The organism is Archangium sp. Cb G35 (genome assembly GCF_001896145.1).
GTDB classification, from domain to species: Bacteria; Myxococcota; Myxococcia; order Myxococcales; family Myxococcaceae; genus Archangium; species Archangium violaceum.
On the sequence record NZ_MPOI01000001.1, the window covers coordinates 808,866 to 831,724 of the forward strand.

At 68.3% G+C, this 22,859-nt stretch carries 19 protein-coding genes; 6 read left to right on the top strand and 13 right to left on the bottom strand.

Going from position 1 to position 22,859, the window contains the following annotated elements; translation table 11 throughout:
* Positions 1-134 precede the first annotated feature (134 nt).
* The 6 genes from BO221_RS03340 to BO221_RS03360 form a co-directional block, all read right to left on the bottom strand.
* A complete protein-coding gene (locus tag BO221_RS03340) occupies positions 135-992 on the bottom strand; it encodes an alpha/beta fold hydrolase (RefSeq protein WP_073558839.1) in 858 nt (285 codons plus the stop codon).
* Between the two features lie 85 nt (positions 993-1,077).
* Entirely contained in the window at positions 1,078-1,245 is a 168-nt protein-coding gene (locus tag BO221_RS55330) for a hypothetical protein (RefSeq protein WP_198956050.1), read from the bottom strand.
* Positions 1,246-1,467: 222 nt separating this feature from the next.
* Positions 1,468-3,390, bottom strand: coding sequence for an AAA domain-containing protein (locus BO221_RS03345; RefSeq protein WP_073558840.1), 1,923 nt, complete (start codon positions 3,388-3,390; stop codon positions 1,468-1,470).
* A 281-nt stretch (positions 3,391-3,671) separates the two neighbouring features.
* Positions 3,672-4,181 carry a transposase gene (locus BO221_RS52250; protein ID WP_083680704.1) on the bottom strand — a complete coding sequence of 170 codons (510 nt, stop codon included), beginning with the start codon at positions 4,179-4,181 and terminating at the stop codon, positions 3,672-3,674.
* Positions 4,174-4,674 (bottom strand): helix-turn-helix domain-containing protein, encoded by a 501-nt coding sequence (locus BO221_RS52255; protein ID WP_158079782.1) that lies wholly within the window; start codon positions 4,672-4,674, stop codon positions 4,174-4,176. Before BO221_RS52255 ends, BO221_RS52250 begins: the two co-directional genes overlap by 8 nt.
* A 59-nt stretch (positions 4,675-4,733) precedes the next feature.
* On the bottom strand, positions 4,734-5,885 hold the full coding sequence (locus BO221_RS03360; RefSeq protein ID WP_073558842.1) for an oxygenase MpaB family protein: 1,152 nt from the start codon (positions 5,883-5,885) through the stop codon (positions 4,734-4,736).
* 332 nt (positions 5,886-6,217) lie between these two features.
* Between BO221_RS03360 and BO221_RS03365 the strand changes: the two genes are divergently transcribed.
* Together BO221_RS03365 and BO221_RS03370 are read left to right on the top strand one after the other, a co-directional pair.
* Positions 6,218-6,835, top strand: coding sequence for a hypothetical protein (locus BO221_RS03365; protein ID WP_073558843.1), 618 nt, complete (start codon positions 6,218-6,220; stop codon positions 6,833-6,835).
* A gap of 93 nt (positions 6,836-6,928) precedes the next feature.
* Positions 6,929-7,729: a hypothetical protein gene (locus tag BO221_RS03370; RefSeq protein WP_073558844.1), complete on the top strand. Its 801-nt coding sequence runs from the start codon at positions 6,929-6,931 to the stop codon at positions 7,727-7,729.
* A gap of 24 nt (positions 7,730-7,753) precedes the next feature.
* Here the strand turns inward: BO221_RS03370 and BO221_RS03375 are convergent, their stop codons facing one another.
* Together BO221_RS03375 and BO221_RS03380 are read right to left on the bottom strand one after the other, a co-directional pair.
* Positions 7,754-8,638, bottom strand: coding sequence for a hypothetical protein (locus BO221_RS03375; RefSeq protein ID WP_073558845.1), 885 nt, complete (start codon positions 8,636-8,638; stop codon positions 7,754-7,756).
* Positions 8,639-8,791: 153 nt separating this feature from the next.
* On the bottom strand, positions 8,792-9,688 hold the full coding sequence (locus tag BO221_RS03380) for a LysR family transcriptional regulator (RefSeq protein WP_073558846.1): 897 nt from the start codon (positions 9,686-9,688) through the stop codon (positions 8,792-8,794).
* A 76-nt stretch (positions 9,689-9,764) separates the two neighbouring features.
* On the opposite strand from BO221_RS03380, the gene BO221_RS03385 reads away from it, so the two are divergent.
* Positions 9,765-11,963 carry a DPP IV N-terminal domain-containing protein gene (locus BO221_RS03385; RefSeq protein ID WP_073559447.1) on the top strand — a complete coding sequence of 733 codons (2,199 nt, stop codon included), beginning with the start codon at positions 9,765-9,767 and terminating at the stop codon, positions 11,961-11,963.
* 64 nt (positions 11,964-12,027) lie between these two features.
* Here BO221_RS03385 and BO221_RS03390 read toward each other — a convergent pair whose 3' ends face one another.
* The gene (locus tag BO221_RS03390; RefSeq protein ID WP_073558847.1) at positions 12,028-12,639 is read right to left on the bottom strand and encodes a hypothetical protein; all 612 of its coding nucleotides are present in this window, start codon (positions 12,637-12,639) and stop codon (positions 12,028-12,030) included.
* A gap of 116 nt (positions 12,640-12,755) precedes the next feature.
* Between BO221_RS03390 and BO221_RS03395 the strand changes: the two genes are divergently transcribed.
* Positions 12,756-13,631, top strand: a complete 876-nt coding sequence (locus BO221_RS03395) for a LysR family transcriptional regulator (protein ID WP_073558848.1) — start codon at positions 12,756-12,758, stop codon at positions 13,629-13,631.
* Between the two features lie 34 nt (positions 13,632-13,665).
* On the opposite strand, the gene BO221_RS03400 is transcribed toward BO221_RS03395, so the two are convergent.
* A complete protein-coding gene (locus BO221_RS03400) occupies positions 13,666-14,166 on the bottom strand; it encodes a helix-turn-helix domain-containing protein (protein WP_073558849.1) in 501 nt (166 codons plus the stop codon).
* 92 nt (positions 14,167-14,258) lie between these two features.
* Here BO221_RS03400 and BO221_RS03405 point away from each other — a divergent pair, with 92 nt between their 5' ends.
* Positions 14,259-14,918 (top strand): glutathione S-transferase family protein, encoded by a 660-nt coding sequence (locus tag BO221_RS03405; protein WP_073558850.1) that lies wholly within the window; start codon positions 14,259-14,261, stop codon positions 14,916-14,918.
* A gap of 32 nt (positions 14,919-14,950) precedes the next feature.
* Here BO221_RS03405 and BO221_RS03410 read toward each other — a convergent pair whose 3' ends face one another.
* From BO221_RS03410 to BO221_RS03420, 3 genes are read right to left on the bottom strand one after another with little or no spacing between them, the layout of a single operon-like run.
* Positions 14,951-15,526: a hypothetical protein gene (locus BO221_RS03410; protein ID WP_073558851.1), complete on the bottom strand. Its 576-nt coding sequence runs from the start codon at positions 15,524-15,526 to the stop codon at positions 14,951-14,953.
* A gap of 14 nt (positions 15,527-15,540) precedes the next feature.
* Positions 15,541-18,480 carry a CHAT domain-containing protein gene (locus BO221_RS03415; protein WP_073558852.1) on the bottom strand — a complete coding sequence of 980 codons (2,940 nt, stop codon included), beginning with the start codon at positions 18,478-18,480 and terminating at the stop codon, positions 15,541-15,543.
* Positions 18,473-19,039, bottom strand: a complete 567-nt coding sequence (locus BO221_RS03420; RefSeq protein WP_158079783.1) for an RNA polymerase sigma factor — start codon at positions 19,037-19,039, stop codon at positions 18,473-18,475. Before BO221_RS03420 ends, BO221_RS03415 begins: the two co-directional genes overlap by 8 nt.
* A 270-nt stretch (positions 19,040-19,309) precedes the next feature.
* On the opposite strand from BO221_RS03420, the gene BO221_RS03425 reads away from it, so the two are divergent.
* Positions 19,310-22,789: a M4 family metallopeptidase gene (locus BO221_RS03425; protein WP_073558853.1), complete on the top strand. Its 3,480-nt coding sequence runs from the start codon at positions 19,310-19,312 to the stop codon at positions 22,787-22,789.
* Positions 22,790-22,859 lie beyond the last annotated feature (70 nt).

A 22,859-nucleotide genomic window follows, 5' to 3' on the forward strand; every position in this document is an offset into this window, starting at 1 on the left:
CCTCTGTCGACTGAGGAGTCCAGTGAAACCAGGGGGTTGGCCGAAGGGGTGGATGTGGGATGGGAACGGAGGGAATCCGCTTACCCTGAAGGGTGGAAGGGATTTTCCCGGGTTGCCGGAGGGCCGGGGGCGGACTAGCGGGCCGAGGAGATGAACTCCACCAGGGCGCGAGCCACGGCCTCGGGCTGCTCCAGGTGGACGTGGTGCCCGCCGGGGATGACGAGCGGGGGCGGTATCCGCAGGGCCGCCATCCTCGCCCGGGTGCGCTCCTCGTCGTAGCGGAAGCCCTCGCCGCCGAGGATCAACCGCACGGGGCAGGTGACGGCGGAGGAGAGGGCGAGCCACTGCGCGTCGGAGTAGCCGAAGGCGAAGCGGCGGCGGTGGGCGGGATCGAAGGTGAAGACGAGGCCGTCCTCCACGGGCCGGGTGCCATGGCGGGCCAGGTGGAGCGCGACGCTCTCGGGCAGGGAAGGGGTGTTCTCCCGCAGACGGGCGGCGGCGGCTTCCACGGTGGGGTAACGCTTGCGGTTGGGCGGGCGCTCCAGGTCGTCGAGGAAGCCGCGCAGCCGCACCAGCGCGTTCTCGGGAGGGCCGCCGGTGGGGCCGAGGCTCTCGATGAGGCCGAGGCTGAGGACGCGCTCGGGGCGCGCGGCGGCGTAGGCGGTGGCGACGATGCCGCCGAGCGAGTGGCCGACGAAGTGCGCCGGCTTCAACCCGGTGGCGCGCAGCACGGCCTCCACGTCCACCAGGTGCTCGGCGAACTGGTAGTGGGCGTGGCCCGGCAGGTGCGCGCTGCGGCCCATGCCGCGGAAGTCGAGCAGCACCAGCCGCCACGAGTCCGGCAGGTGCGCGGCGACGAGGTCGAAGCTATGGGAATGGTCCAGCCAGCCGTGGAGGAACACCACCGCGGGCGCGCCCCCGGGATTGCGCTGGCGCACATGCAGGGCGAGGCCCTGGGCATCGACTGTGAACGACTCGAAAGAAGAGGACAACGGCGGCTCCTTGCGGGCCGGTGAAGACTACTCCGGCCGGTGTTGCGTGACGCATCCGGCCGCCGTTGGGTACCGCGAGTGGGACTCAGGCCTGGAGCTGGATGGGCTCCACGGGCGCCGAGAGCATCAGGGCGAGCTGCTTCGCCTGGCCCTCGGAGGTGCAGCGGTACTCCTGCACCTTCCCGTTGGCCTTCTCCAGGCGGAGGATCCACACATCAGCTTCCTTGGACACGATGGAACGAACCTGCGACATGGCTGCCTCCTTTGAGGGCTGCCTTCCCCCGCTCCTTTCCCAAGCATGCGGCGTGCCGACGACCGGGTTTGGCTGGTCCACAAGGAATCCAGGGATTTAGCGCCTGCCTGCCCCTACCGGAGTGACAAATCTTGCGGGGGTAGCGACAAAACGTGCGTGTAGGTCTGCACCTTTTGCACAGTGATTCGGGCGTTACCGCAAAGGTTCATTATTTCTCAAATTTCAGAGGGAGTCGTTGGGGTCGGGCCACTCCCAGGCGGAGTGGTAGCCACCGCCCTCCTGGGTGGACTCGATGAGGCGGGCGTAGAAGGGGTGGCCGCTGAGGGTGGCCGAGTCTCCCACCACGAAGAGGTGCCTGCGGGCGCGGGTGAGGGCGACGTTGATGCGGCGCAGGTCGGTGAGGAAGCCGAGCTGGCCCTCGGAGTTGGAGCGGGTGAGGGAGACGAGGATGGCGTCCTTCTCGCGGCCCTGGAAGGCGTCGACGGTGTCCACCTCGATGTCGGGGGAGAGGGGCTCCACGCGCTCGCGCAGGGCGTGGGCCTGGGCACGGTAGGGGGTGATGACGGCGAGCTCGCGGGGCGCCAGGCCGGCGGCGAGCAGCTCCTTCACCCGGGCGATGACGAGGTCCGCCTCGCCGCGGTTGAAGAGGCTGCCGGTGTCCTTCTCCTGCTCCTCCTCGAAGCCCTTGCCGGCGGTGTCGAGGAAGAGGACGGGCGGGGCGTCCACGCTGGCGGTGGAGGGCAGCACGTCGGCGAGGGTGCGGTCCGCCACGCTGGGGTGGGCGCGCAGCTCGCCGCCGTACATCTCCTGGGAGGGGAAGGACATGATGGCGGAGTTCATCCGGTACTGCTCGCGGAGCATGCGCTTGACGCCCTCACCGTGGTCGGCGAGCAGCCGCTCGAAGAGGCTGACGGCGAGCCCCTGCTTCGCGGCCTCCTGGGAGAGGACGGTGGGAGGGAGCTGCTGGGGATCTCCGGCGAGGATGACCTTGGGAGCGCGGAGGAAGCCGAGCAGGGTGAGGGGCTCGGTGGCCTGGGTGGCCTCGTCGAGCAGGGCGAGGTCGAACTCCTCGTGGGAGAGGACGCCGGACTCGAGGCTGGCGAGGGTGACGCAGACGACCTGGGCGCGCTCGAGGACGGCGCGCAGGGCCTTGCGCTCGAGGGCGCGGGCCTCGCTGAGGAGGCTCTTGGCCTCGGTGGTGGAAGAGCGGGCGTTGGCGAAGCGCTCGCGGCTGCGGCCCTGGTTGCGCTGGCGGCGGGCGTAGCCGAGCAGGGAGAAGGCCTCGTCGAAGAGCTCGCGGGAGAGGACGCGGTCGGGGTGCTCCTCCACGACGATGTCGAGGGTGTGCTCCTGGAGACGGGGCGTGACGCGGGCGGGGTGGCCGACGCGGATGGCGCGCAGGCCCTTGTCGAGACAGAGGTCGGTGAGGTGGTCCACGGCGGCGTTGCTGGCGGCGGTGCACAGCAGACGCTGGCCACGGGAGACGGCCTGGGCGGCGACCTCGGCGAGCACGGTGCTCTTGCCGGTGCCGGGAGGGCCGTGGACGAGGAAGAAGTCCTCGGCGGCGAGGGCACGGGAGACGGCGTCGTGCTGTTCGGGGTTGAGGGGGCGGGTGGGGGTGAACTCGCGGAGCGAGTCGAAGCGGGGAGGCTCGTTACCGAGGAGGACCTCGCGCTTGCGGCGGGCGACGCCCTTGTCGAGCGCCTTGACGCGCTGGAGACCGGCGCGGACGCGCTCGTAGGTGACGTCGTTGGGGACGCGGTCGAGGCGGAGGAGACCTTCGTGGACGAAGGGAGGGGGCTCGCGGTCGAAGGCGAGCTGGACGCGGGTGGCGGTGGCGCGGGAGACGAGGGCGCGGGCGGGCTCCTTGATTTCGGAGCGGCGGGGGAAGACGGCGACCTGGTCACCGTTGTCGAGGCGGGCGGGGAAGCGGGCCCTGTCCTTGCGGGCGAGGGTGACGAGGACGCGGCCGCCGAGGCCGACTTCTTCCTCGACGCTCTCCAGGTCGAGGAAGGACAGGCCCTGCTCGGCGCGCTGCTGGAGGGACATGCCCTCGGCGAGAGCTTCCATGCGGGCGCGCTCGGCCTCGCGCTCGAGGGAGAGGAGACGGCCCAGGGAGTCGAAGAAGGAGACGTCGCGAGACATGGGGCAGGTTTATGCCACGCGCCCGGCGCCTGCAGGACGGCGGTGTGGGGCCGGGCGCTTGCTTGGTGACGCTGGCGGGGAAGACGAGACACCTGGACACATCCAGAGCAGCGCAGGCTTTGCGGAGGTTTGTGGCAACTTGGCTGTATCGAGTGCTCGAGCACCGGACGGTTTGATGGGCGCGCTCCAGAGGGGAACCGCCCATATGGAGCGGTTCCGGCATTGCTTTACGACATCATAGAGGGCTGAAAATATTGAGGTTTTTCGGGACACTCGGTGTTCTAAGCCCCTGGACACGGTTTCTGTCCACGTCGGTGGAGGCGCTGGCTGTAGCTGGCCAGCGCCCGCCGGATGGCGGCGAGCAGCTGCGCCAGGGTGTGGTAGCTGCGCTCGGGCATCTCGTACTGCTTGAGGACTTGAAACACCGCCTCGACCTCGTTGAGCTCAGGCGCATACGCCGGCAGGTAGTAGAGCGTCAGTCCCCGTCGAGCCAGGCGCGGCAACTGCTCGCGCACCTGCCTGCTGACGTGAATGCCCGCGTTGTCCAGCACCACCACGCAGGAGCGCGGGGGCGAAGCGAGCCGCTCGAGCAGGTGCAACACGTCGCGACTGGTCAGCGTGCGTGGGTGCACGAGGTAGCGCAGCGTGGGCCTGGAGCCCAGCGGCCTGTAAGCCACCAGCGCGTTGACTCTCCGCCCCTGGGGGTTTTCGTACGGGACGAGCTTACGCTGGCCGAGCGCCGCCCAGCTGTAACCCGTGGGCTGTGTCGGCGAGAAGCCGCATTCATCCAGGTAGTAGAGGTCTACCCTCCCTGCTCGGGCGTTTTTTTAGCCTGGAGAGATGACGGCGGGCACGTGCCACCTCGTCCGTCCGCTGTTTGTGGGCCAACGTCATTTTCGTGCGCTGCCAGCTCGCCCCCAGGTCCGCCAGATAGCGCCGCACCTGCCGGGCTCCCAGCCGCACGCCATGCTCGCGCAAGGCGAGCGCCAGCTGACCCGACGTCCACGTGCGTGGCTGAGCCAAGAGGGCGGCGAGAGCGGCGTGGACATGTTGGCGTTGGGCCAGGTCAGGTGGCGGCCCTCTGACTTGCCGCTCCAGGGCCTCTACCCCTTTGGCCTCAAAAGCGCGCAGCACACGCCGCACGGTCTTGTCGCTACATCCCAGGTGCTGGGCGATGAGCGGCGCGCTCCAGCCCTTGGCGGCCAGCAGCACCATGTCGACCCGCTCACGCACCCACCAGCCTGCATCAGGTGCGCGGCTCAGCTTTCGCAGCTGAGCGCGCATCTTCTCGTCTACCCCTCGCGGTCTCATCCCGGGGGTGGACAATATCTATGTCCAGGGGCTTAGCTGGCCTTCTGCGCCCCGGGGCCCGCGAGGTTCCACGACTCCTGGAGCGACTGAGGGATGCGGAACGTCACCCGGCTGCCGCCCGTCTCGGAGGAGTGCAGCCCCTCCAGCAGCTTGCGCGACAGGGAGGCGGAGATCTTCGCCATGAGCCCCGCCTGGTCCTGCGCCTCATCCGACAGGGAGAACATCAACCGCATCGGTCCCAACAGGTGCCGGGTCCAGTCCGTCTTCTCGAGCCCCACCGCGTCGGCGACTGCCTCGCTGCACAACTCGCGCATCATCGTCACCGCGATGCCATCCATCATCGTGCCGGGGATGCGCATCTTCAGGTAGTCGACGAGCGCCTTGGTCAGCACGACACCATCCGCCGAATGCCTCACCTGGCGCTGCTGGATGGCCTCCCAGAGTTGCTGCGCATCCTCCAGGCCGCGGGGCAGGAGATCGCGGTGGATGCCCAGGAAGTGTCCAATCACCTTCCAGCAGTGGAAGTAGGCGTCCTCCTCCTCTCGGGTGAAGTCGAGCCCGAGCCTGGTGATCACCCGGGGAACCAGGGCCAGCGTGAGGAGCGTGGCGACATGATCCTCCTGATTGGCCGGAACACCCCACTCGGACGCCTGCCATTTGGGATCCCGCCCGACGTGGTAGCGAATGGTGGCGTGCAGCAGCCGGATCTTCTGCGCCGTGCGCACCCCAAAGCCCTTCGGCTCCAGGCCGCCCTCCGCCATCACATCCAACACGAATTGCGCCGTCTCGATGATGCGGCGGTGCACGTGTTTGTCGATGCCACCCGTCCAGGTCAGCACCCTGGCCGCCTTGGCCCAGGAGTAGCAGCAGGGCAGGGACCAGGTGAAGTAGGCCAGGGTCATCTGCATGCCATAGCGCTGGAAGAGTCTCTGGCCCAGACGAACCTTCTCCGGATCGGCCCACTCGGGCCAGTCATCCGTCTGGTTCAGATAATCCTCCACCGCGTCTGGCATTTCCTCCGGCACCAGGTGCACGTTGGACTGGATGCTCTGGAGTATGCGGTTGACCGTCGCCACCTCGTTGTTGGCGAACACCGCACGGATGGCGGCATCCGCCAGGGGCTCCCCCATGGAGCGAAAGGGTTCGAGCACTTCATCCGTCCAGCGGCCACGAGATACAGACATGATTCCTCCTCGAGTGCAGCGTACTCCTTGAGCGAAGACGCAGTCCTTTCCAATGCGAGAACGGGCAAGCGCTACCCGCCGGTCTCCGCGGCATCCCGGAAGGGCTGCGAAGAGGCTCACCCCCACACCAGGGGCGGTTTCCGGCCGCGAAGCAATACGCATCAAGCATCCCAGAAAAAGCTGTTTTCATTTCAATCCAGCATCATGCCGTGCTATAGAAATTCACAGAAAATGCTGGAATTCACGCAAAGAGAGTAGACCTCGCACATCCAGGGGCGGAGTTCCGGCACCACAGGACGGGAGCGCTCTCCCGTCTCCGAAGGAAGACCCAGATGATGATGCGTGAATCGATGCGTCCACTCGTGTGTGCCGTGCTCTGCGGGCTGATGGTGGCCTGCGGTGGAACCGGGACCGGCCCGGACCTGTCCGAGGAGGTGCCAGGCACCCAGCAGTCGGAACTGTGCTCGGGCATGTCCGTCACATCACTCGTCGTCTCGGGGGCGAGCACATACGAGGGCGAGATGGCCGCCAGCGGCACCTGGACGGTGACTCCGGGCGCCAACGCGGTGCGGCTGGAGTACTTCGTGGATGGAGTCCTGTCCGGCACCGAGGAGCGCGTGGGCGCGACGGGTACCTGGTACTTCAGCACCACGGGCATCCGCTGCGGCCCCCGCAACCTGGTGGTGAAGGCCTGGCCCATGGTCATCGACAGCGCCGGCAACCGGTCGACCTGCTCGACCGCGCTCACCTCGACCAGCAGCACGGTGACCGAGGACTGCACGTGGACCCTCAACGGCTCCATGCCGTGCGGCTCCGCCCCCTATCCGGTGTGCCCCAACTACTACCCCAGGTGCCCGACCAGCCCGAGTGGGAAGGTCTGCCCCGCGTACGGCTACCTCTGCCTCAACCAGAGGACCCCCGCCATCAGCGACCTGTACTACTGCCTCTAAGCCGGTTCCCAGCACGCTATGAGGTGACCTGCCAGATGAGGTGCGGCCTCCCATTTCCAGAGGTGATAGAAGGGTGGCGGAAGGAGGCCGTACATGGCGGAAGAAACACCCTTCAAGGGCGGAAGACTGGGGCCGTTCCACCTCGGCAGACGCTTCAAGCACAAGGAGCTCGGAGCGGGCCTGGGCCGTGTCTACGAGGCGCACAACGTCGACACCGGGGCCTCGGCCCTGATGCTCATGCCCGACCGGAACTCGGACTGGGAGCCCATGGAGGACTGGCGGATCTCCGCCTCCTCGCACGAGTCGCCTCCCTACGTCGCGCTGGAGGTGGAGCACGCCCCGGCCGCGGGCCGGTTGCCGGCCCTGGCGGAACTGCTCGACCTGCTGGCCTCCGCACTCGAGCGGCTGGAGCAGAACGCCGAGGCCCGCGCCCACCTGACCCGCGAGCCCATCGGCCTGCGACGCAGATGGCTCGGACGCTCGCGCCGGTGGATGCGCTCCCGGCGGGGGCTCGCCATCGCGGGCCTCGCCACGGTGGCCCTCGGCGTGGGCCTCTGGCCAGGCATCACCGGCCTCGACAAAGGCCCGGAACCCAGGCCCCACACGGCCCATGGGGTGGGCGCGGAGGCCGCGGCCCGGCTCGATTCGCCCGAATCGGTCAGTCCTGATGACGAGAGCATGGCGGCCATCACCTATCCCATGCCCGGAGGACCTTTCCGAGACCAGGCCAAGGCGCCCTGCCGGCCCAAGCGGGGAGAGGTGGAGATCAACGGCGGGTGTTGGGTAGCGCTGGAGAAGCGCCCTCCCTGCTTCGAGACCCAGGCCGAGTACCAGGGCAAGTGCTACCTGCCGGTCTCCGCGGCATCCCGGAAGGGCCAGTCCATCCTCCCGTGAGCCCACCGCGGCTCGAAGCCCCCGTCAATTGGGATGAAGGATGACGACCTCGCGCACGCGATCTCCATAGACGGACATGCCGTTATTCGCCTGGTAGTTGAAGACGGCGCCGTTGCGCACGATGCCCACGTCACTCCCACGGGAGCCCTCGCCGTAGTCCCACCCCATCTTGGTCTGGAACACCACCGAGCCCTCGGGGATCTGCCCGTTGGCCGCCGCCTCAAGGTACGCCTCGCCCGTGAGGACGTGCGCCTGCACGGTGCCGTAGGGGCTGGTGATGGTCCGCGGCGTCGAGTTGGGGATGTCCACGGAGCTCCAGTGCCCGCTCTGGAGCATCTGCACCATCATGCCCCGAGGGTTGTTGCCGTCGTTCCCTGTGGCGCTCGGGAGCCCCTCCATCCCCGCGCGCCGGAGATTCGCGCGCGTGGTGGCCACGCACGTGTGCGGCTCACCTGGACGGAGGTCGGTCGCGTTGATGGCCTCGAGCCCCGGATTGGGCGTCGCGACAGCGTCCGCCACGGCCTGCGCGCTCTCGGTCGCGGCCGTCTGGAACGACGACGCCGGGCCGAGCGGGGTGGCCTGCAACGCCTGGTTCGTGAGAGTGGGCGCTCTGAGGTTGGCCTGATACGCCATGGGCGTGGGCTGCAACGACGCGGTCGTGAACGAGGGCGCCGTGAGGCCGGGAGCCTGACTCGCGGCCCCGGGGGCCGCCACGGAGGCGGTGTCGAAGCTGCTCCGATCGAACTTCGCCTGGATGGGAGTCATCTGCGAGGGGACAGCCGCCGGATGCTCCGTCGCGGTCTTGCTCACGGACGTCTTGCCCGCATCCGCGGTGGTGGAGTGGGTCGTGCCCTGGGAGGAGGACGAACCCCGGCTGGAATTGGAGCCATTGGTGGAACTGATGCTCATGCGTGTGTCCTCATCGGGAACGGCATCCAATCGCCGCCAACTATTGATTCTCGGAGCCCCCCTGCCCGGAGTTGCTTCCCCCGTGGCGTTTTCTACGAATGCAGTCGACGGCGTCCACTCGCGCGGGCAGGGAGCCCCTTGGCCCCTTTCCGCTCAGCCTCGCCCTCCCTCCCTGGTCATTTCGTGGGCGATCGCGCGGAAATGCGCCGCGGCGGGCGAGAGCCGCTGGCCTGGAAAGATGACCGCCAGCTCCGCCCATCCGGAAGCGCCGCGCAGCGCCCTGAAGACCACTCCCTTCGGCCGAAGGGCCCTGGCCGACAGCGGTGCGATGGTGAGCCCCAGCCCCGCTTCCACCATGCCGATGACCGATGGCCAGGAGCCGGCTTCCTGGTGGATACGTGGAGAGAAGCCCGCGCCAATGCACATGCTCGTGATCGTGTCATGCAGTCCGGGCGCCGAGTGCCGTGGGAACAGGATGAAGGGCTCGCTCGCCAGCGACGACAGGGTGATGACCTTCTCGCGAGCCCTGGGGTGCCTCACCGGGAGCGCGAGCACGAAACGCTCCCGGAGCAGCCGTTCGACGGTCACGCCCTCATGCCGGAACGGGGCCCGCACGATCGCCAGGTCCAGCTCGCCCGCGAGGAGCGCGGCGCCATGATCCAATCTCTCGCGATCGTCGAGCTCGAGCGATACCTCCGGGAACCGCGACCGGAACCGGAGCACGATTCGGGGCAAGACCCCGAAGGCCGATGACGCGGCGAAGCCGACCCTCAATGTCCCTGCCTCTCCGCGAGCCGCTCTCTGAACGGTGGTGATCACCTCCCTGCGTTTCGCCAGAAGCTCCCGGGCATCGCCCAGCAAGCGCTCACCCGCGGATGTCAGGGACACGCGCCGGCTGGTCCGGGTGAGGAGCTCCACTCCCAGCTCGGCCTCGAGCCTGCGGATCTGCTGACTGAACGGTGGCTGGGCCATCCCCACCCTCGCGGCGGCCCGGCCGAAGTGCAGTTCCTCCGCCACGGCGACGAAGAGCTGGAGCTGGCGAAATTCCATATCCAGACGATATCCGTCTTGATCCACGTCGAAAGATATATTGGTGGTTTCCGATCCGGACTCCTACCCTCCTCGCATGCGATGCTTCTTCCTCTGCCTCGGCATCCTGCTCGCGTCCGGAGCGCCCGCCGCCGCCACACCCGATGCGCAACTCCAGGCGAGGTTGGACCTCGCCGACCGGTTCGCCCGGCTTCCGGAGCTCATTCGCGACAGCCTGCCTCCGCCACAATGGCTGCGCGACGGGGACCAGCTCGTCTTCTGGTCTGGAATGGAGCCGGACAGCGGAACCTGGATGCTGGCCAGTGCCCGGACGGGAGCAATGAAACCGCTGCTTCCTGGCGCCGAACTTCGGCTCCAGCTCTCGCGGCTGGTGGGGAAGACCGTTCAGCTTCCACTGTGGATGGACTTCGCCATCGCACCGGACCAGCGGGGAATCGTCTTCCGGTTCGAGGGACGGTCCTTTGGCCTGGGCTTGTCCGATGGCCGTGTCGCGGCGCTGGCCCCGACCGACCGGGCCACCCTGAAGCTGACCCGAAGCAACCTCTTCTCTCCCGATGGCCAATCCGTCGCGGTCCAGCGTGAAGGCGGCTTCGCGGTGCTGGACGGGGATGGACGTACGCAGGTGGAGCGCAGCGGCGAGGAGAACTACGAATGGCAGGTGCCCGACAAGGCCTGGTCTCCCAACGGGCGCTTCCTGATGGTCTGGCGCAACGACCTGCGCGGCGCTCACAAGATCCCGATCGTGGACTACACGAGTGCGCTCGAGCGCGTGACCCAGGTTCCCTACGTCAAGACCGGGACCCCCCTGGCGCGCTCGGAGCTCTACGTGGTGGAGCCAGCCACTGGCCGCGTGACACGCATTCCCCCCGCCGAGGGAGAAACCTACGACTGGTTCGCCGGTTGGCGCCCCGATGGCAGTGAGGCGCTGCTCCTCCACCTCTCCCGCGACGGCAAGCGGCTGGAGCTGTGGGCGGTGGAGCCGGGCTCCGGCAAGCGCCGGCGGCTCCTACGCGAGGAGCGATTGGAAAGCTTCGTGGGAGGATTGGACTTCGCGGTGGAGGGCTGGGCGCGGCAGGTCACTCCCCTACCGGACAACACCGGCTTCCTGTGGATGTCCGAGCGCGACGGATGGCGGCACGTCTATCTGTATGACTATGCGGGCAAGCTCGTGCGGCAGATCACCCGAGGCGCATTCCCGGTCCATCAGGTGGCCGGTGTGGCACCCAGGGGCGACGCGGTCTTCCTGCTGGCCTCCGCCGACAGCGCCGCGCCCTACGAGCACCTGTTCTATCGGGGGAGCCTGAAGGGCGGCGCGCTGAAGCGGCTGTCATCGGGCTCCGGCATGCATCGGATCTCCCTCTCACCGTCGGGTGGCTACTACATCGATGCCTGGTCCTCGCGGGTGCAGCCGCGGATCCGGGACGTGGCTTCCACGGACGGCAAGACACGCTTTCGCCTCACCACGGCCGATGTCAGCGCCCTCGCGGAGCTGGGCTACAAGCCTCCCGAGGCGTTCACGGTCCTGGCCGACGATGGCGTCACGCCTCTCCAGGGCGTGCTCTACAAGCCACGCGATTTCGATCCCACCCGGCACTATCCGGTCGTCGTGTACATCTATGCCGGACCGTTCATCACGGCGGTGCCCTGGAACTTCATCGGCAGCACCATGTCGCTCACCGCCAACGCCATCGCGCAGATGGGATTCATCGTCATGATGCTCGATGCCCGGGGCACGCCGGGCCGGAGCAAGGCCATCCAGGACGTGAGTTATGGCCGGGTGGGCCAGACCGAGATTCCCGACCACGTCGCCGGTTTGAAGCAGGCGGCGGCCACCCGTCCCTGGATGGACCTGGAGCGTGTGGGAATCACCGGCCACTCGTGGGGTGGTTACTTCGCCCTGCGCGGCATGCTGACAGCGCCCCAGGTCTTCAAGGCGGGCTACGCGGGGGCTCCAGGCGCGCTGGAGGAGGAAGCGATCATCAACGAGCCCTATCTCGGCCTCCCGAGCGAGAACCCCGCCGGCTATCAGGCCGGGTCCAACCTCGCCCTGGCCGGGAACCTCCAGGGGGCGCTCAAGATGATGCATGGCACCAGCGACGTGAACGCGTCTCTCTCGACCACCATGCGCATGGCCGACGCACTGATCCGCGCGGGCAAGCACTTCGAGCTGCTCATCATGCCGGGGCAGCCCCATAGCCCCCAGTCGGCCGCGGCGCGCTACTACCTCGACGACATCAACCAGTTCTTCGTCCGGCACCTGGGAGGCCCCCGGTGAGACAGTGTGGAGTCTGGCGATACGCAGGCGGTTGTGCGCCAAGGCCAGTGGATGTGGCTCCGCCTCACTTGGACCAGACGGAGGGAGCGGCCTGGAAGGGGTGGGTCGCGAACAGGGTCGCGGTCTCGTGGTTGCGCACCCAGTGTGTCTCGGTGCCGTCCTTCTGCTTGATGAGCTCCACGGTCTCGGAGAGCGAGGCACTCTCGTAGGCGTAATGCTGGGTGATGCGGTAGAGATTGAACGGGGCGAACGAGCTGATCTCCGGGCGTAGCTCCAGCCGGGCCTCGCGGAACTCGCGGTCGCTCTCGCCCTGTCCATTTCCAAGGCTGGACTGGATGGTGGAGCGCACTCCGTCGGGCGCCGTCGTGTAGTCGAGCCGGAAGAACATCGTCTGATCCCGGGGCCCGGCGCTGCCGTCGTAGCCGGGGTGGCGCCGGTGCATGTGCTTCACGGACTCCCAGTGGCCGCCGAAGCGGCGCTGCTCCACGGAGAACTCGTAGTCGAAGGAAGGGATGCGCTTCCACTCACCTCCTTCCAGCCGCTCGGCCTTGCCGTGGCCGGACCAGATGAGCACCAGCTCCGGACGGGGGCCGTCTCCAGTGGAAGGAGGAATCACCGGCGAGGCCGACGGGGCGCAGGCAGCAAGGGCGAGGCAGCAGACGAGGTGCTTCTTCATGGCGGGACCTTTCGAGGGGCGCCTTTCCGTGGCGCCTTCGTCCGCCACATGTAGTGGGCCGGAGCCCGCGCAACAATCCGTGGAGATGACAACGGAATGATGCGAACCTGACAACAATGGATCTGAACCTCCTGACCACGTTCGAGGCGGTGGCACGAACGGGCAGCTTCACCGCGGCGGCGAAGCAGCTCGGGGTGGACAAGTCGAGGGTGAGCCGCTCCATCCACGCGCTGGAGAAGGCGCTGGGAACACCCCTGCTCCAGCGGACGACGCGGGTGGTGCGGTTGACGGCCGAGGGCGCGGCGCTCGCGGCCCGGGTGGCGCCGCACCTGGGCGGGTTGCAGCAGGCGGTCCGGCTGGTACCGGATCAGCGCTCGGTGCCCGAGGGAGAAGTGGTGGTGACGGCGACGCCGGACGTGGGGAGGGCCCTGCTCGCGCCCGTGCTGGCGGCGTTCCGCGTGAGGTACCCGGCGGTGCGGGTCAGGGTCCGGCTGGAGCAGGCGCTTGTGGAGCTCGTGCGGGACGAGGTGGACCTCGCGCTGCGGGTGGGACGGCCGGGGCCAGGCTCGGTGGTGGCGAAGAAGCTGGGCGAGCTGACGGCGGGGTTCTTCGCGGCCCCCGCGTACCTGGAGCGCAGAGGAGTCCCGGAGCGCCTCGAGTCCCTCGAGGCCCATGAAGGACTGTGGCCCGAGCCAGGTCCCCGGAGACGCTCGTTCTCCGTGGGTCCGTCGGGCCGGCGGCCTCCGGTGGCGGCGGTGGGCTGCGAGGACTTCGGACTGCTCGCGGCGGTGGCTCGAGCAGGAGGAGGCGTGGCGGTGCTACCGACATTCCTCGCGAGCCAGGACGTCGCGGCAGGCACACTCATGCGGGTGCTGCCCTCGGTCAGCCTCGCCGGAGCACCGCTGTTCCTCGTGTCCCGTCCGCCTCGGGAGCTGCCTCCTCGTGTGATGGCGCTCCGGACATTCCTGCTCGAACGGCTCCGGCCCGGTTGAGCGGGGTGCCTTCCCAGGGCTTTGACGTATCCAGTCAAAGGGAACGGTGCGCGAGTGCCTTCTCGTACGCGGCCTGCAATTCGGCGAACACCGAGCGCGCCGGACGAGGCGCACCGAGGTGCAGGTGGGCCAGCTCGTCCATGAAGGCGTTCCACAGCGGAGCGCCGCCCTTCTCCAGCAGTTCCGCGCGCACGGACAATTCCCTGCTCGGGCGCGTATGCCGGCGGCCCCAGGCGCCCATGTGCGCGAGCAGGGGCACGAGCTGGATGGAGGCTTCCGTGAGGCTGTAGATCCCTTTCTGCCGGTGATTCGGATCCGGGCGTCGCGTCAGCAGGCCGGACGCGGTCAGGCGCTTGAGCCGGTCCGCGAGGATGTTCGAGGCAATGCCTTCCTCGCTCTGCTCGAGCAACTCGCCATAGGTGCGCCTGTTCCCGAACATGACGTCGCGAATGACGATCAGGCTCCAGCGGTCGCCGAGCTGTTCGAGCGTCAGGTTGATGGGACAGCCGGATCGCCTTGTCTGCGGCAAGGCCATTCTCCTTGGACAACTCCTTGCAATACGCAAGTAGAAGGACTATGGCGCGGACTACTTGCACAACGCAAGTGGTCTGAACCAGGAGTCCCAACATGTCGCTCGTGCTCTACGGTCATCCGTTTTCCTCGTACACGCAGAAGGTGCTCATCGCGCTGTACGAGAACGGCACCCCCTTCGAGTTCCGCAGCCTCGGGCCGGATACGCCGCAGCACACGGCCGAGTGGCTGCGGCGCTGGCCGCTGCGCAAGTTCCCGCTGCTGGTGGACGGCGAGCGCGACGTCGTCGAGACCAGCATCATCATCGAGTACCTGCAGCTCGTGCATCCCGGGCCCGTGCGCCTGCTGCCCGCGGAGCCGATGGCCGCGCTGGACGTGCGCTTCCTCGACCGCTTCTTCGACCTGCATGTGATGAATGCGGCGCAGCATGCGGTGGATGGTGCGCTGACGGGAGATCCGGTGAAGCGCAAGGAAGGCCTGGCACTCGCCGTGGAAAAGCTGGAACGCGCCTATGCGTGGCTCGAAGGGCAGCTTGCCGGCAGGACCTGGGCCGCGGGTGCGGACTTCACGCTGGCGGATTGCGCGGCCGCGCCCTCGCTGTTCTACGCGGACTGGACGCACCGGATTTCCGAGGCGTTTCCCGTGCTGCGCGCCTACCGCGCGAGGTTGCTCACCCGCCCGTCCTTCGCGCGGGCGGTGGAGGAGGCGCGGCCGTTCCGGCCGCTCTTCCCCCTGGGCGCGCCGGACCGGGATTGAAGCCCCGTTCGCCATTCAGGCCGCACAGCAGCTCAGGGCGTCGTGGGAGGAACCGGGCGAGCCACCCGATGCAGAACCCTGGATGTATCGATCGCGAGATCGGTCAAGAGCATCCACCGCAACGCCTCGTGACCTGTCGGGGGAGGCCGGGGAGGGAGGGGATCCCCCACTTCGCTGGTGCAGACAGGGAAGATGACTCCCGTGATGGGCAAGTCCGGCAAGCCTGGCGTCGGCGGTTCCACCTCTTCGTCCGGCACCAGGACATCCGCGGTGAACACGGTGACGGGCACACCGGCACCATATGCGGCCGAGAGAAAGCGTGAGGTGGTCGTGGGATCGTTTGCCCGCAGCCGGAACGCCACCGTGCCGCTCGATGCGTTCACTCCCACGGCCATGAAGTCGCCGAGATCCTTGCAGTAAGCCACCACCAGGTGGGTCAACGGCCCCGTGGGCAGCGGATCTCCGGCGATATAGTCCTGGATCGTTGGCAGCTCAGTGGCCACCGGGCGCTGGGTGATTCCCGTCTCCTCGACGGCGGTGTCCGTTCCCGTTCCACAGCTAAAGCCTCCCAAGAGGCCGAAGCCCACCAGCAGCAGAAGCTTTCTCATCGGTGCTCTCCTTGTCATTCGAAGGCCAGCACGGCTTGGACCCACTCGGCTCCGCCGCGCTTCAGCCACAACACGCGCTCGTCGCGCAGTGCCACCGCCACGGGCTGGCCCGCCTGGATCCGGGCCCGCACCGACTCGAAGAAGCGCACGGCCTGCGCATCTGGAACGTCCACCGTGGCGGCCAGCACCGCCCGAGCCCCCGCCTCCAGGAAGGCGACGGGAAGGTTGAAGGGCTCATGGGACGTCGGAGCCGTATGCGCCGCTCGGCACGCGGCGAGGATGACCAGTGGCGCCCCCTCGAGACGCCGCGCCCGCACTTCGCCGGCTGTCAGCGCGTAGCGTCCGTCCGGCTCGGGCGTCAGCACCAGGAGCGAGGCGTCCGAGATGCCCAGGTTGACGAGCCCATGGGCGTGGATCTCCACCTCCGTTGCGCGCGCCATCGCCTCCAGCACGCGGCTCGGGGTTGCCGCGGCCCCGGAGAGCAGCATCCCTCCCGGAGGTGGCGGTCCCCAGCCGCTGAGGGGGGCGAGCGCCAGTCCGGGAGGCGGCTCCACATCGGCCACCACCAGGCGGCGCGCGGGCATCGCGGAAGAAGCCCGGGGCGCCGGGCGCGGAAGGTAATAACTCCAAGCGATGTCCGGGGGGAGCATTCCGGACCGTCCGTGGAGTGGCGGCCGCGCGGCCACGACGACTCGCTCACAGGCCCGCAGGGGCGCGAGCAGTTCCTCGGGGATCAGCCCCGCCACGTTCCCCACCGCTCCGGTGCGGCGATCGTCGTACCTTCCATGAAGCCGCCCGTCCACGCCGCGGACGACGACCAGCGTGCGCTCGACATCCAGCGCGACCCCCAGGATGCACTGCTCTGGCAGCGCGCCCCCCAGCTCCTCGGCGAGGAGCGAAAACACCCGATCGAACTCCTGGGCCTTCCCCGCCGCGAACAGCAGGGACGCGTAGCTGTAGGCTCTCGCCTTGCGCGCGTCCACGTTCCAGCGTGGGAGCCGGGCCGCCTCGGAGAGGGAGCGCCGCAGCAGCGCCTCCCCGGCGGTGCGGTCCTGCTCGATGAGGAAGCGCCCTTCGGATTGCGTCAGGAGCGCGAGCTGCCCCGCATTCAGGCGCCCCGAGCCACGAAGCCTCGTCACCCCCTTCGTGAAGTGCTCAGCGTCCCCGGGTGACGGCCGCAAGCGTGCCAGATCTGCCAGCGCCTGTGCGCCACTGGGAGACAGGGTGTCAGAGCACTTCAGCGCCGCGTCGATGTCCCCGCGGGCCTCGTCCACTTCGAGCGCGTTGAGGTGCGCGGAGGCACTGTTCGCGAAGACGAAGTGCCGCAGCTCACAGCGCTCGGGCTCGCGGGCGAGGGCTTCGTGCAGGTAGGCGCGACTCAGCTCGGGCTGGTGCCGGAAACGGAAGAGCTGCCCCAGCTCGAGCAGCACGAGGCCATCGAATCCCCAGGCGCCGTCCTCGCGGTTCCATTGCCAGGCAGCCTGGGCATGCCGCACCGCCTCCGCTGGCCGGTGGAGCTGCCGGTAGAGCGTGGCCATCTCCCGCTCGATCAGGGCGCAGCGGTAGGCCACCGGGGACTCCCCACACTGCTTCAGCGCGGCGAGCAGGTGTTGCTCTGCCTGGAGCAGCTCGCCGCGAGACAACAGCGCCTTCGCCTGCTCGTGCTCCGCGAGCAGGAGGAACCAGGGATCTCGCGTGGCCGTGGCCAGACGCTGGTACTCCTCCAGGTTCGCGGCCACCGCCCCGGCGTGCAGCAGCGCGCCCAGGAGCAGGTTCTCTTCCCGGGCGGCTCGGAGCCGGGCGAGGAAGGCCGGCACCCCACCCGGGATCGGCTCCCGGCGGACCAGGCGCGCATAGTCCTCCGACAGCGGAGCGCGGCGGCGGAGATCCTGCCCCTCGGCACCCCGGACGGCATCGCGCAGGACCGTGCCGCCCTGGAGCGCGTCCAGGGTCTCGGCCATGGGGAACAACGCGCGCACCTGCTCCACCGTTCGCGCGGTGCGCAGCGCATCGTAGAAGTAGAGCCGGAAGAGGCCGGGGGTCTGCTGGAGCTGCTCGGCGGAGGGAATGGAGGCATGGGCCACCAGCGCTTCCCCCGCCTTCAGCCCTCCCTGCCAGCGCTCTCGTCCTCGAGTGGAGCGGGTTCGCAGCGCTTGCGCGCGCCGTCGTGCCTCTTCCGCCCAGCCTTGCTCGCCGAGGGCCACCACCGCTTCGAACTGCTCGGCCGCCGTCAGCTCCAGATTGAGCTGCGCCAGCGTCAGCGCCCGGTTCCACATCGCCTGTGAGTGGCGGGGCGCCCGTTGCAGTACCGCATCCAGCCGCCGCAGCGCCTCGGACGCGTCGCCGCGCAGCAGGTCCACTACCGCGCGATCCGTCTCCACATCTGGCGAGTCCCCGGCACGCGCGAGGTACGAGGCAGCCGACTCCGCGTCCATCCGAAGGAGGTAGGCGGCGGCAATCCCACGAAGGTCTCCCGCCTCCTCGAGCCGCGCCATCTCCGACAGCGGTACGACCTCTCGAGCGCCCGGCCCTCCCGAGCGCAGCGTGTCATAGGGGCGGTAGAGGTCCGCCCCCGGATAGCTGGAGCGCAGCTCGAGCGAGCGTGCCGGCGCCCCCGTCATCCACAGCAGATCCGCTCGCGGGTCACGCGCCCGGGGCACCACGAAGAGGAGTGCCGCGGAGGCCACGGCCGTCACCAGCACCGCGAGTCCGCCATGCCGGGCATACCGGCTCCACCGGGGCTGGAAGGCCCGCGTCTGCCGGGTGGGAGCGCTCGAGGTGCCCCGCGCCACCGGCGCCACGAGTTCCTGCGTCAGCGCCTTGAGCTGAAGCATCCGTCCCAGCTCGTCCTGGCACACGGCGCAGGTGGCCAGATGCAACCGGACGCGCTGGGCCTCTTCGGGTGCGAGCTCACCATCCACGAGGGCGTGGACCCGCTGGCATGCGTCAGTCACGCGACACCTCCGGCTCGGCGCCAATCAAGGGCGCAAGCAGCTCCCGCAGCCGTTGGCGGGCGCGGACCAACCGCGTCCCGACCGTGGGGCGGGCAATCTCGAGCTGGCGGGCGATCTCCTCATACGTGCGGCCCTCCAGCTCGTGCATCTCGTAAACGCGACGGAAATCCTCCTTCAGTCCACCGAGGGCGGTGCGGAGCTGCTCGGTGGTGATGGACGTCCAGGTGGGCTCGGTGCCGGGTTCCGGCGATGGGCAGGACTCCGCGACCTCCGCATCCAGGGGCCCCTCCCGTTCCGCCCGTGCCCGTTGCCGCCGGCAGCGATCGAGGAACAGGTTCCTCAGGATGGTGAACAGCCAGGCTCGGAGGCGCTCCTCCGAAGGCGGGAGCTCCGAGCTGCGCAGCGCTCGCTCGAAGGTGTCCTGAACGAGGTCCTTCGCCTCCGAGGCATCTCCGCACAGGTGACGGGCCACCTCGAGCAACCCCGGTTCGTATGCGGGGAGGCGCTTCGCCAGGCGCAGCGCCTCATCATCGCTCCGGGTTTGAACGGGGGCCCTCACGCGAGGGATACGGTCTACCTTGTCTTTCCGGGAAGTCAAGAATTCCCGTCCGTTGGAAGAAGCGAGCCAGCTCATGAGAAAGGAGGTGCGCCAGGGGTCTCATCGGTCCAGACGCACCGCCCGGGGATTGTTCCCGGGATTTTCTCCCTGATTTTTCGGTGGCCTCCCGAGGAACTCGAGCCCCACGTCAAAAAATCTCGGGAACAGTTTGGGGCGGGTGCGTCTGGAAGTCCGTAACCAGACCCGCACTCTCGCGGGCGGAGATCCACCATGAATCGCAAGAAGCTGAACCGGCACCCCAGGCGGGTGCTCCGGATGGGAGGCGTGTTGCTTCCACTCGCCTGGGCCCTGGGCGCGACGCAGCTCGCCGGCGCCGCGGCCTCCACCCCTCCTCCCAGCTCGAGCACCTCCGTCGAGCCCGATGCGCCATTGCGCCCGAAGCTGAGTGCCGCGGAGCTGGAGCGGCTGGGGCTGTCATTGGAGGCCCAGGCCGAGCAGGTGAAGGCGGAGCTGAATACCGCGCGCACCCGGCTGGGGCTCGGTCCCGATGACGAGCTGCGGGTGATGCAGGCCCAGCTCGACCCGTACGGAACGGCCCACTTCCGCTTCGAGCAGTACCATCGGGGCGTTCCCGTGCTGGGGATGGGCATGGTCGCCCACCGCGATGGGACGAGCGCGACGGAGACGTACTACCTCGCGCCGTTCCTCTCGGTGGATACCGAGCCCACCATCGATGAGGCCCAGGCGAGGAGCATCGCGATCGCGGCTTCCGGGCTGCCCTCGACCGAGCCGCTGCTCACGGCGGTGGAGTTGGCGATCGAGCCGCTCAAGCGAGAATGGTTCGAGCCGGACGCCACCGGTGGTGTCACCAACAGCGAGCAGGCGCGCCGGGAGATCGCCGGTTATCGCCTCGTCTATCTCGCGCAGGTCGCGCCGGAGGAGGAAGAGGCGCCGGAAGCCCCGTCGGGGGATGCACCCACGGGTGTGCCACCCTCCCCGGCGCCCTCGCGCGCGAGCGACGGGTATTCGTTGGACGAACTGGAGCCGGAGCAGGATGGCAGCCGGGTCCCGGCCTCGAAGCCCGTGCTCGTGGATGCCCCCGTGCGGGTGGTCATCGACGCGGAGACGGGCCGGATCGTGTCCCTGCGCCAGGACGTGAGCCACGCCGGCCAGGCGGTCACGAGCCTGGGCCACTCGTACTACCACGGCGATGTCGAGCTCAGCACCCGCTACGACACGGGGGAGAACCGGTACCAACTGCAGGATCCCTTCCGCGGCGGCAACCAGGTTCGCGATCTGCGGAACGGGACCAAGAGCCGGCTGAACAAGTCCTATCTGTACAGGGGAACGGACAACGACTGGGGCGATGGTGAGGAGTTCCAGGACGGCGGCGCCACGGGCGGTACACGCGGCGAGACCTCGGCCGTGGATGTGGCCTATGCGATGGAACGCACGTGGGATCTGCTGCACAAGGTGTATGGCCGGAAGGGCCTCGATGGAAAGGGAGCAGCGATCAGGGCCCGGGTCCACTACGGGCACAACTACGCCGATGCGCACTGGAACAACTTCTACAAGTCACCGTACTTCGGCGATGGCGCCGATCCGCAGCCAGGGACTCCGTCGAACACGGGGCTCAGCACCGTCGGCCATGAGCTCGGCCATGGCCTCTGGCAGTACGAGCTGGGGAAGTGGGGTGGCTCTCTCTCCGACGGCATCAACGAAGGGCACGGCGACATCCTCGGTTCCCTGGCGGAGTTCTATACCTACGGTCATCAGGGCCTCGGGTTTCACGTCCCGGATACGCGCGCCGCGTGGAACTGGATGAGCCGCATGACCAACCCGGAGGGATACCTCGAGGAGAACGAGAACGGGGACGTGCGGCACGGCCTGCGGTACTGGACGTCGAACATCGGCAATGAGCCGGTGCATGTCATCGGCACGCTCTATGGCCATGCCTTCGTCTTCCTGGCGCATGGGGCCTCGAGCAATCCGGACTCCACGCGGTACAGCAACCGCCTCCCCAATGGCATGGCGGGGATTGGCGCGGATCGGGCGGGTGAGCTCTGGTATCTGGCCACCACGGCCTATCTCCCGAAGGATCCGGGCTTCAACGCGCTGCGCACGGCCTACCTGTCGGCCGCGAAGCAGATCTACGGTGAAGGCAGCCGCGTGCACAACGCCGTGAAGGATGCCTTCGGTGCCGTGGGGGTGGGGTATGTGGCGGCCGACAACACAGTGCCGGAGATTGTCGAGACCCACCTGGACACGGTGGACGAAGGCGAAGGCACGGCGTTCGTCGTTGCCTCCGTCACGGACGATACCGGGGTGCTCCGGACGAGATTCAGGACCGGTTCGCACGAGCGCGTCTCGGAGTTCTCACCGTTCCAGGCCTATCTGGACATCAGCCCGCTGAGCCTGGGCTCGCATCTGGTCTATGTGAAGGCGGAGGATCGCACGCTCAAGACGGCGCAGAAGACCCTGCCGATGGTCCTGGTGGGGGCGAACCAACTCCTGACCAACGGCAACTTCGAGGCGGGCACCACCGGTTGGTCGGCCAGCGCGGGGGTTCTCGCGAAGCACACGAGCCAGCGCCCGGTGCCGTTCATGGGCTACTGGAGCTCGGCCTTCAGCGCGAGTGACAGCTTGAGCCAGTCGGTGCTCATTCCCGCGGATGCCACGTCCGTGCCGCTGAGCTTCCGCTACCGTGTGGAGCCCAACGCCACGGAGGCCGCGAAGCTGTCGGTCCTGGTCAAGGATCTGGGGACGGGCGCGCAGACCGTGTTGGCTGCCTACGACCGGCAGGATGTGAACTACTTCCCGGCGGGCCGTGCCTATCGGCGGGCCCGGTTCGACCTGGCGTCCTTCCGAGGCCGTACGGTGCAGTTGCTCTTCGTGTCCAGCGCGGGGACGGGGGAGTGGGACTTCAGCGTTGACAGCGTGAGCATGACCTACACCGCGCCGGTCAAGGTCAATGCCCCCGCGCTCGTGCTGAATGAGGACGAGCAGACCCTGCGCTTCACGTTCAAGGGGCTCAGCGGGTATGCGCCACACCGGATCCGGAAGGTCGAATACGTGGTGGGCGGAGAGGTGAAGGCGACGACGAGCGGCGGCGGGTCGCACACGACCGTCATCTCCATCAAGGGCTGGCCCACGGGGAGCACCTCCGTGGTGGCCCGTGTGTACGACTACGCCGGAGCGCTCGTGGGACAGTCACCCGCGGTGGCACTGATGCTGAAGGGAGCCAGTCAGGCGCTGGTGAATGGCGATTTCGAGGCGGGGACTGCGTCCTGGCTCCTCAGCGGCTCGGCCTCGGTGGGGACCGACACCGAGGGCGTCTACCAGGCCTTCCTCGGGCAGAGGTACGGCCGCCTGGGGGGCAAGGGGGTCCTGCAGGAGGGCACCCTCTCCCAGATCGTAGGCTTGCCGGCGGACCTCCTGAGCGCGCGGTGGAGCTACCGCGTCCAGATCGACACGAAGGAAGACAATGTTGGAGGCACCGACAAGCTCCAGATGGAGGCGCAGGTGCTGCCGGATGGCGAATGGCAGGTCCTGGAGGTCATCGATGCCAATGACGGCATCAGCACCGGTGACACCTTCCATGGGTATCAGAAGCGCATCGTGGACCTGACGGCGTTCAAGGGAAAGACGGTGCGGCTGCGCTTCCGGGTGCGAGAGAATGCCGCCCTGGCGACCACCTACCGCATCGACAACGTCAGCGTCACCTACACGCAGCTGATCATCAGCAATTGATGCCACGCGCTCCCCCGCCGCGAGAGGGTGCTTCGCGGCGGGGACCATGTCAGCCACCCGCCTTGCTCCC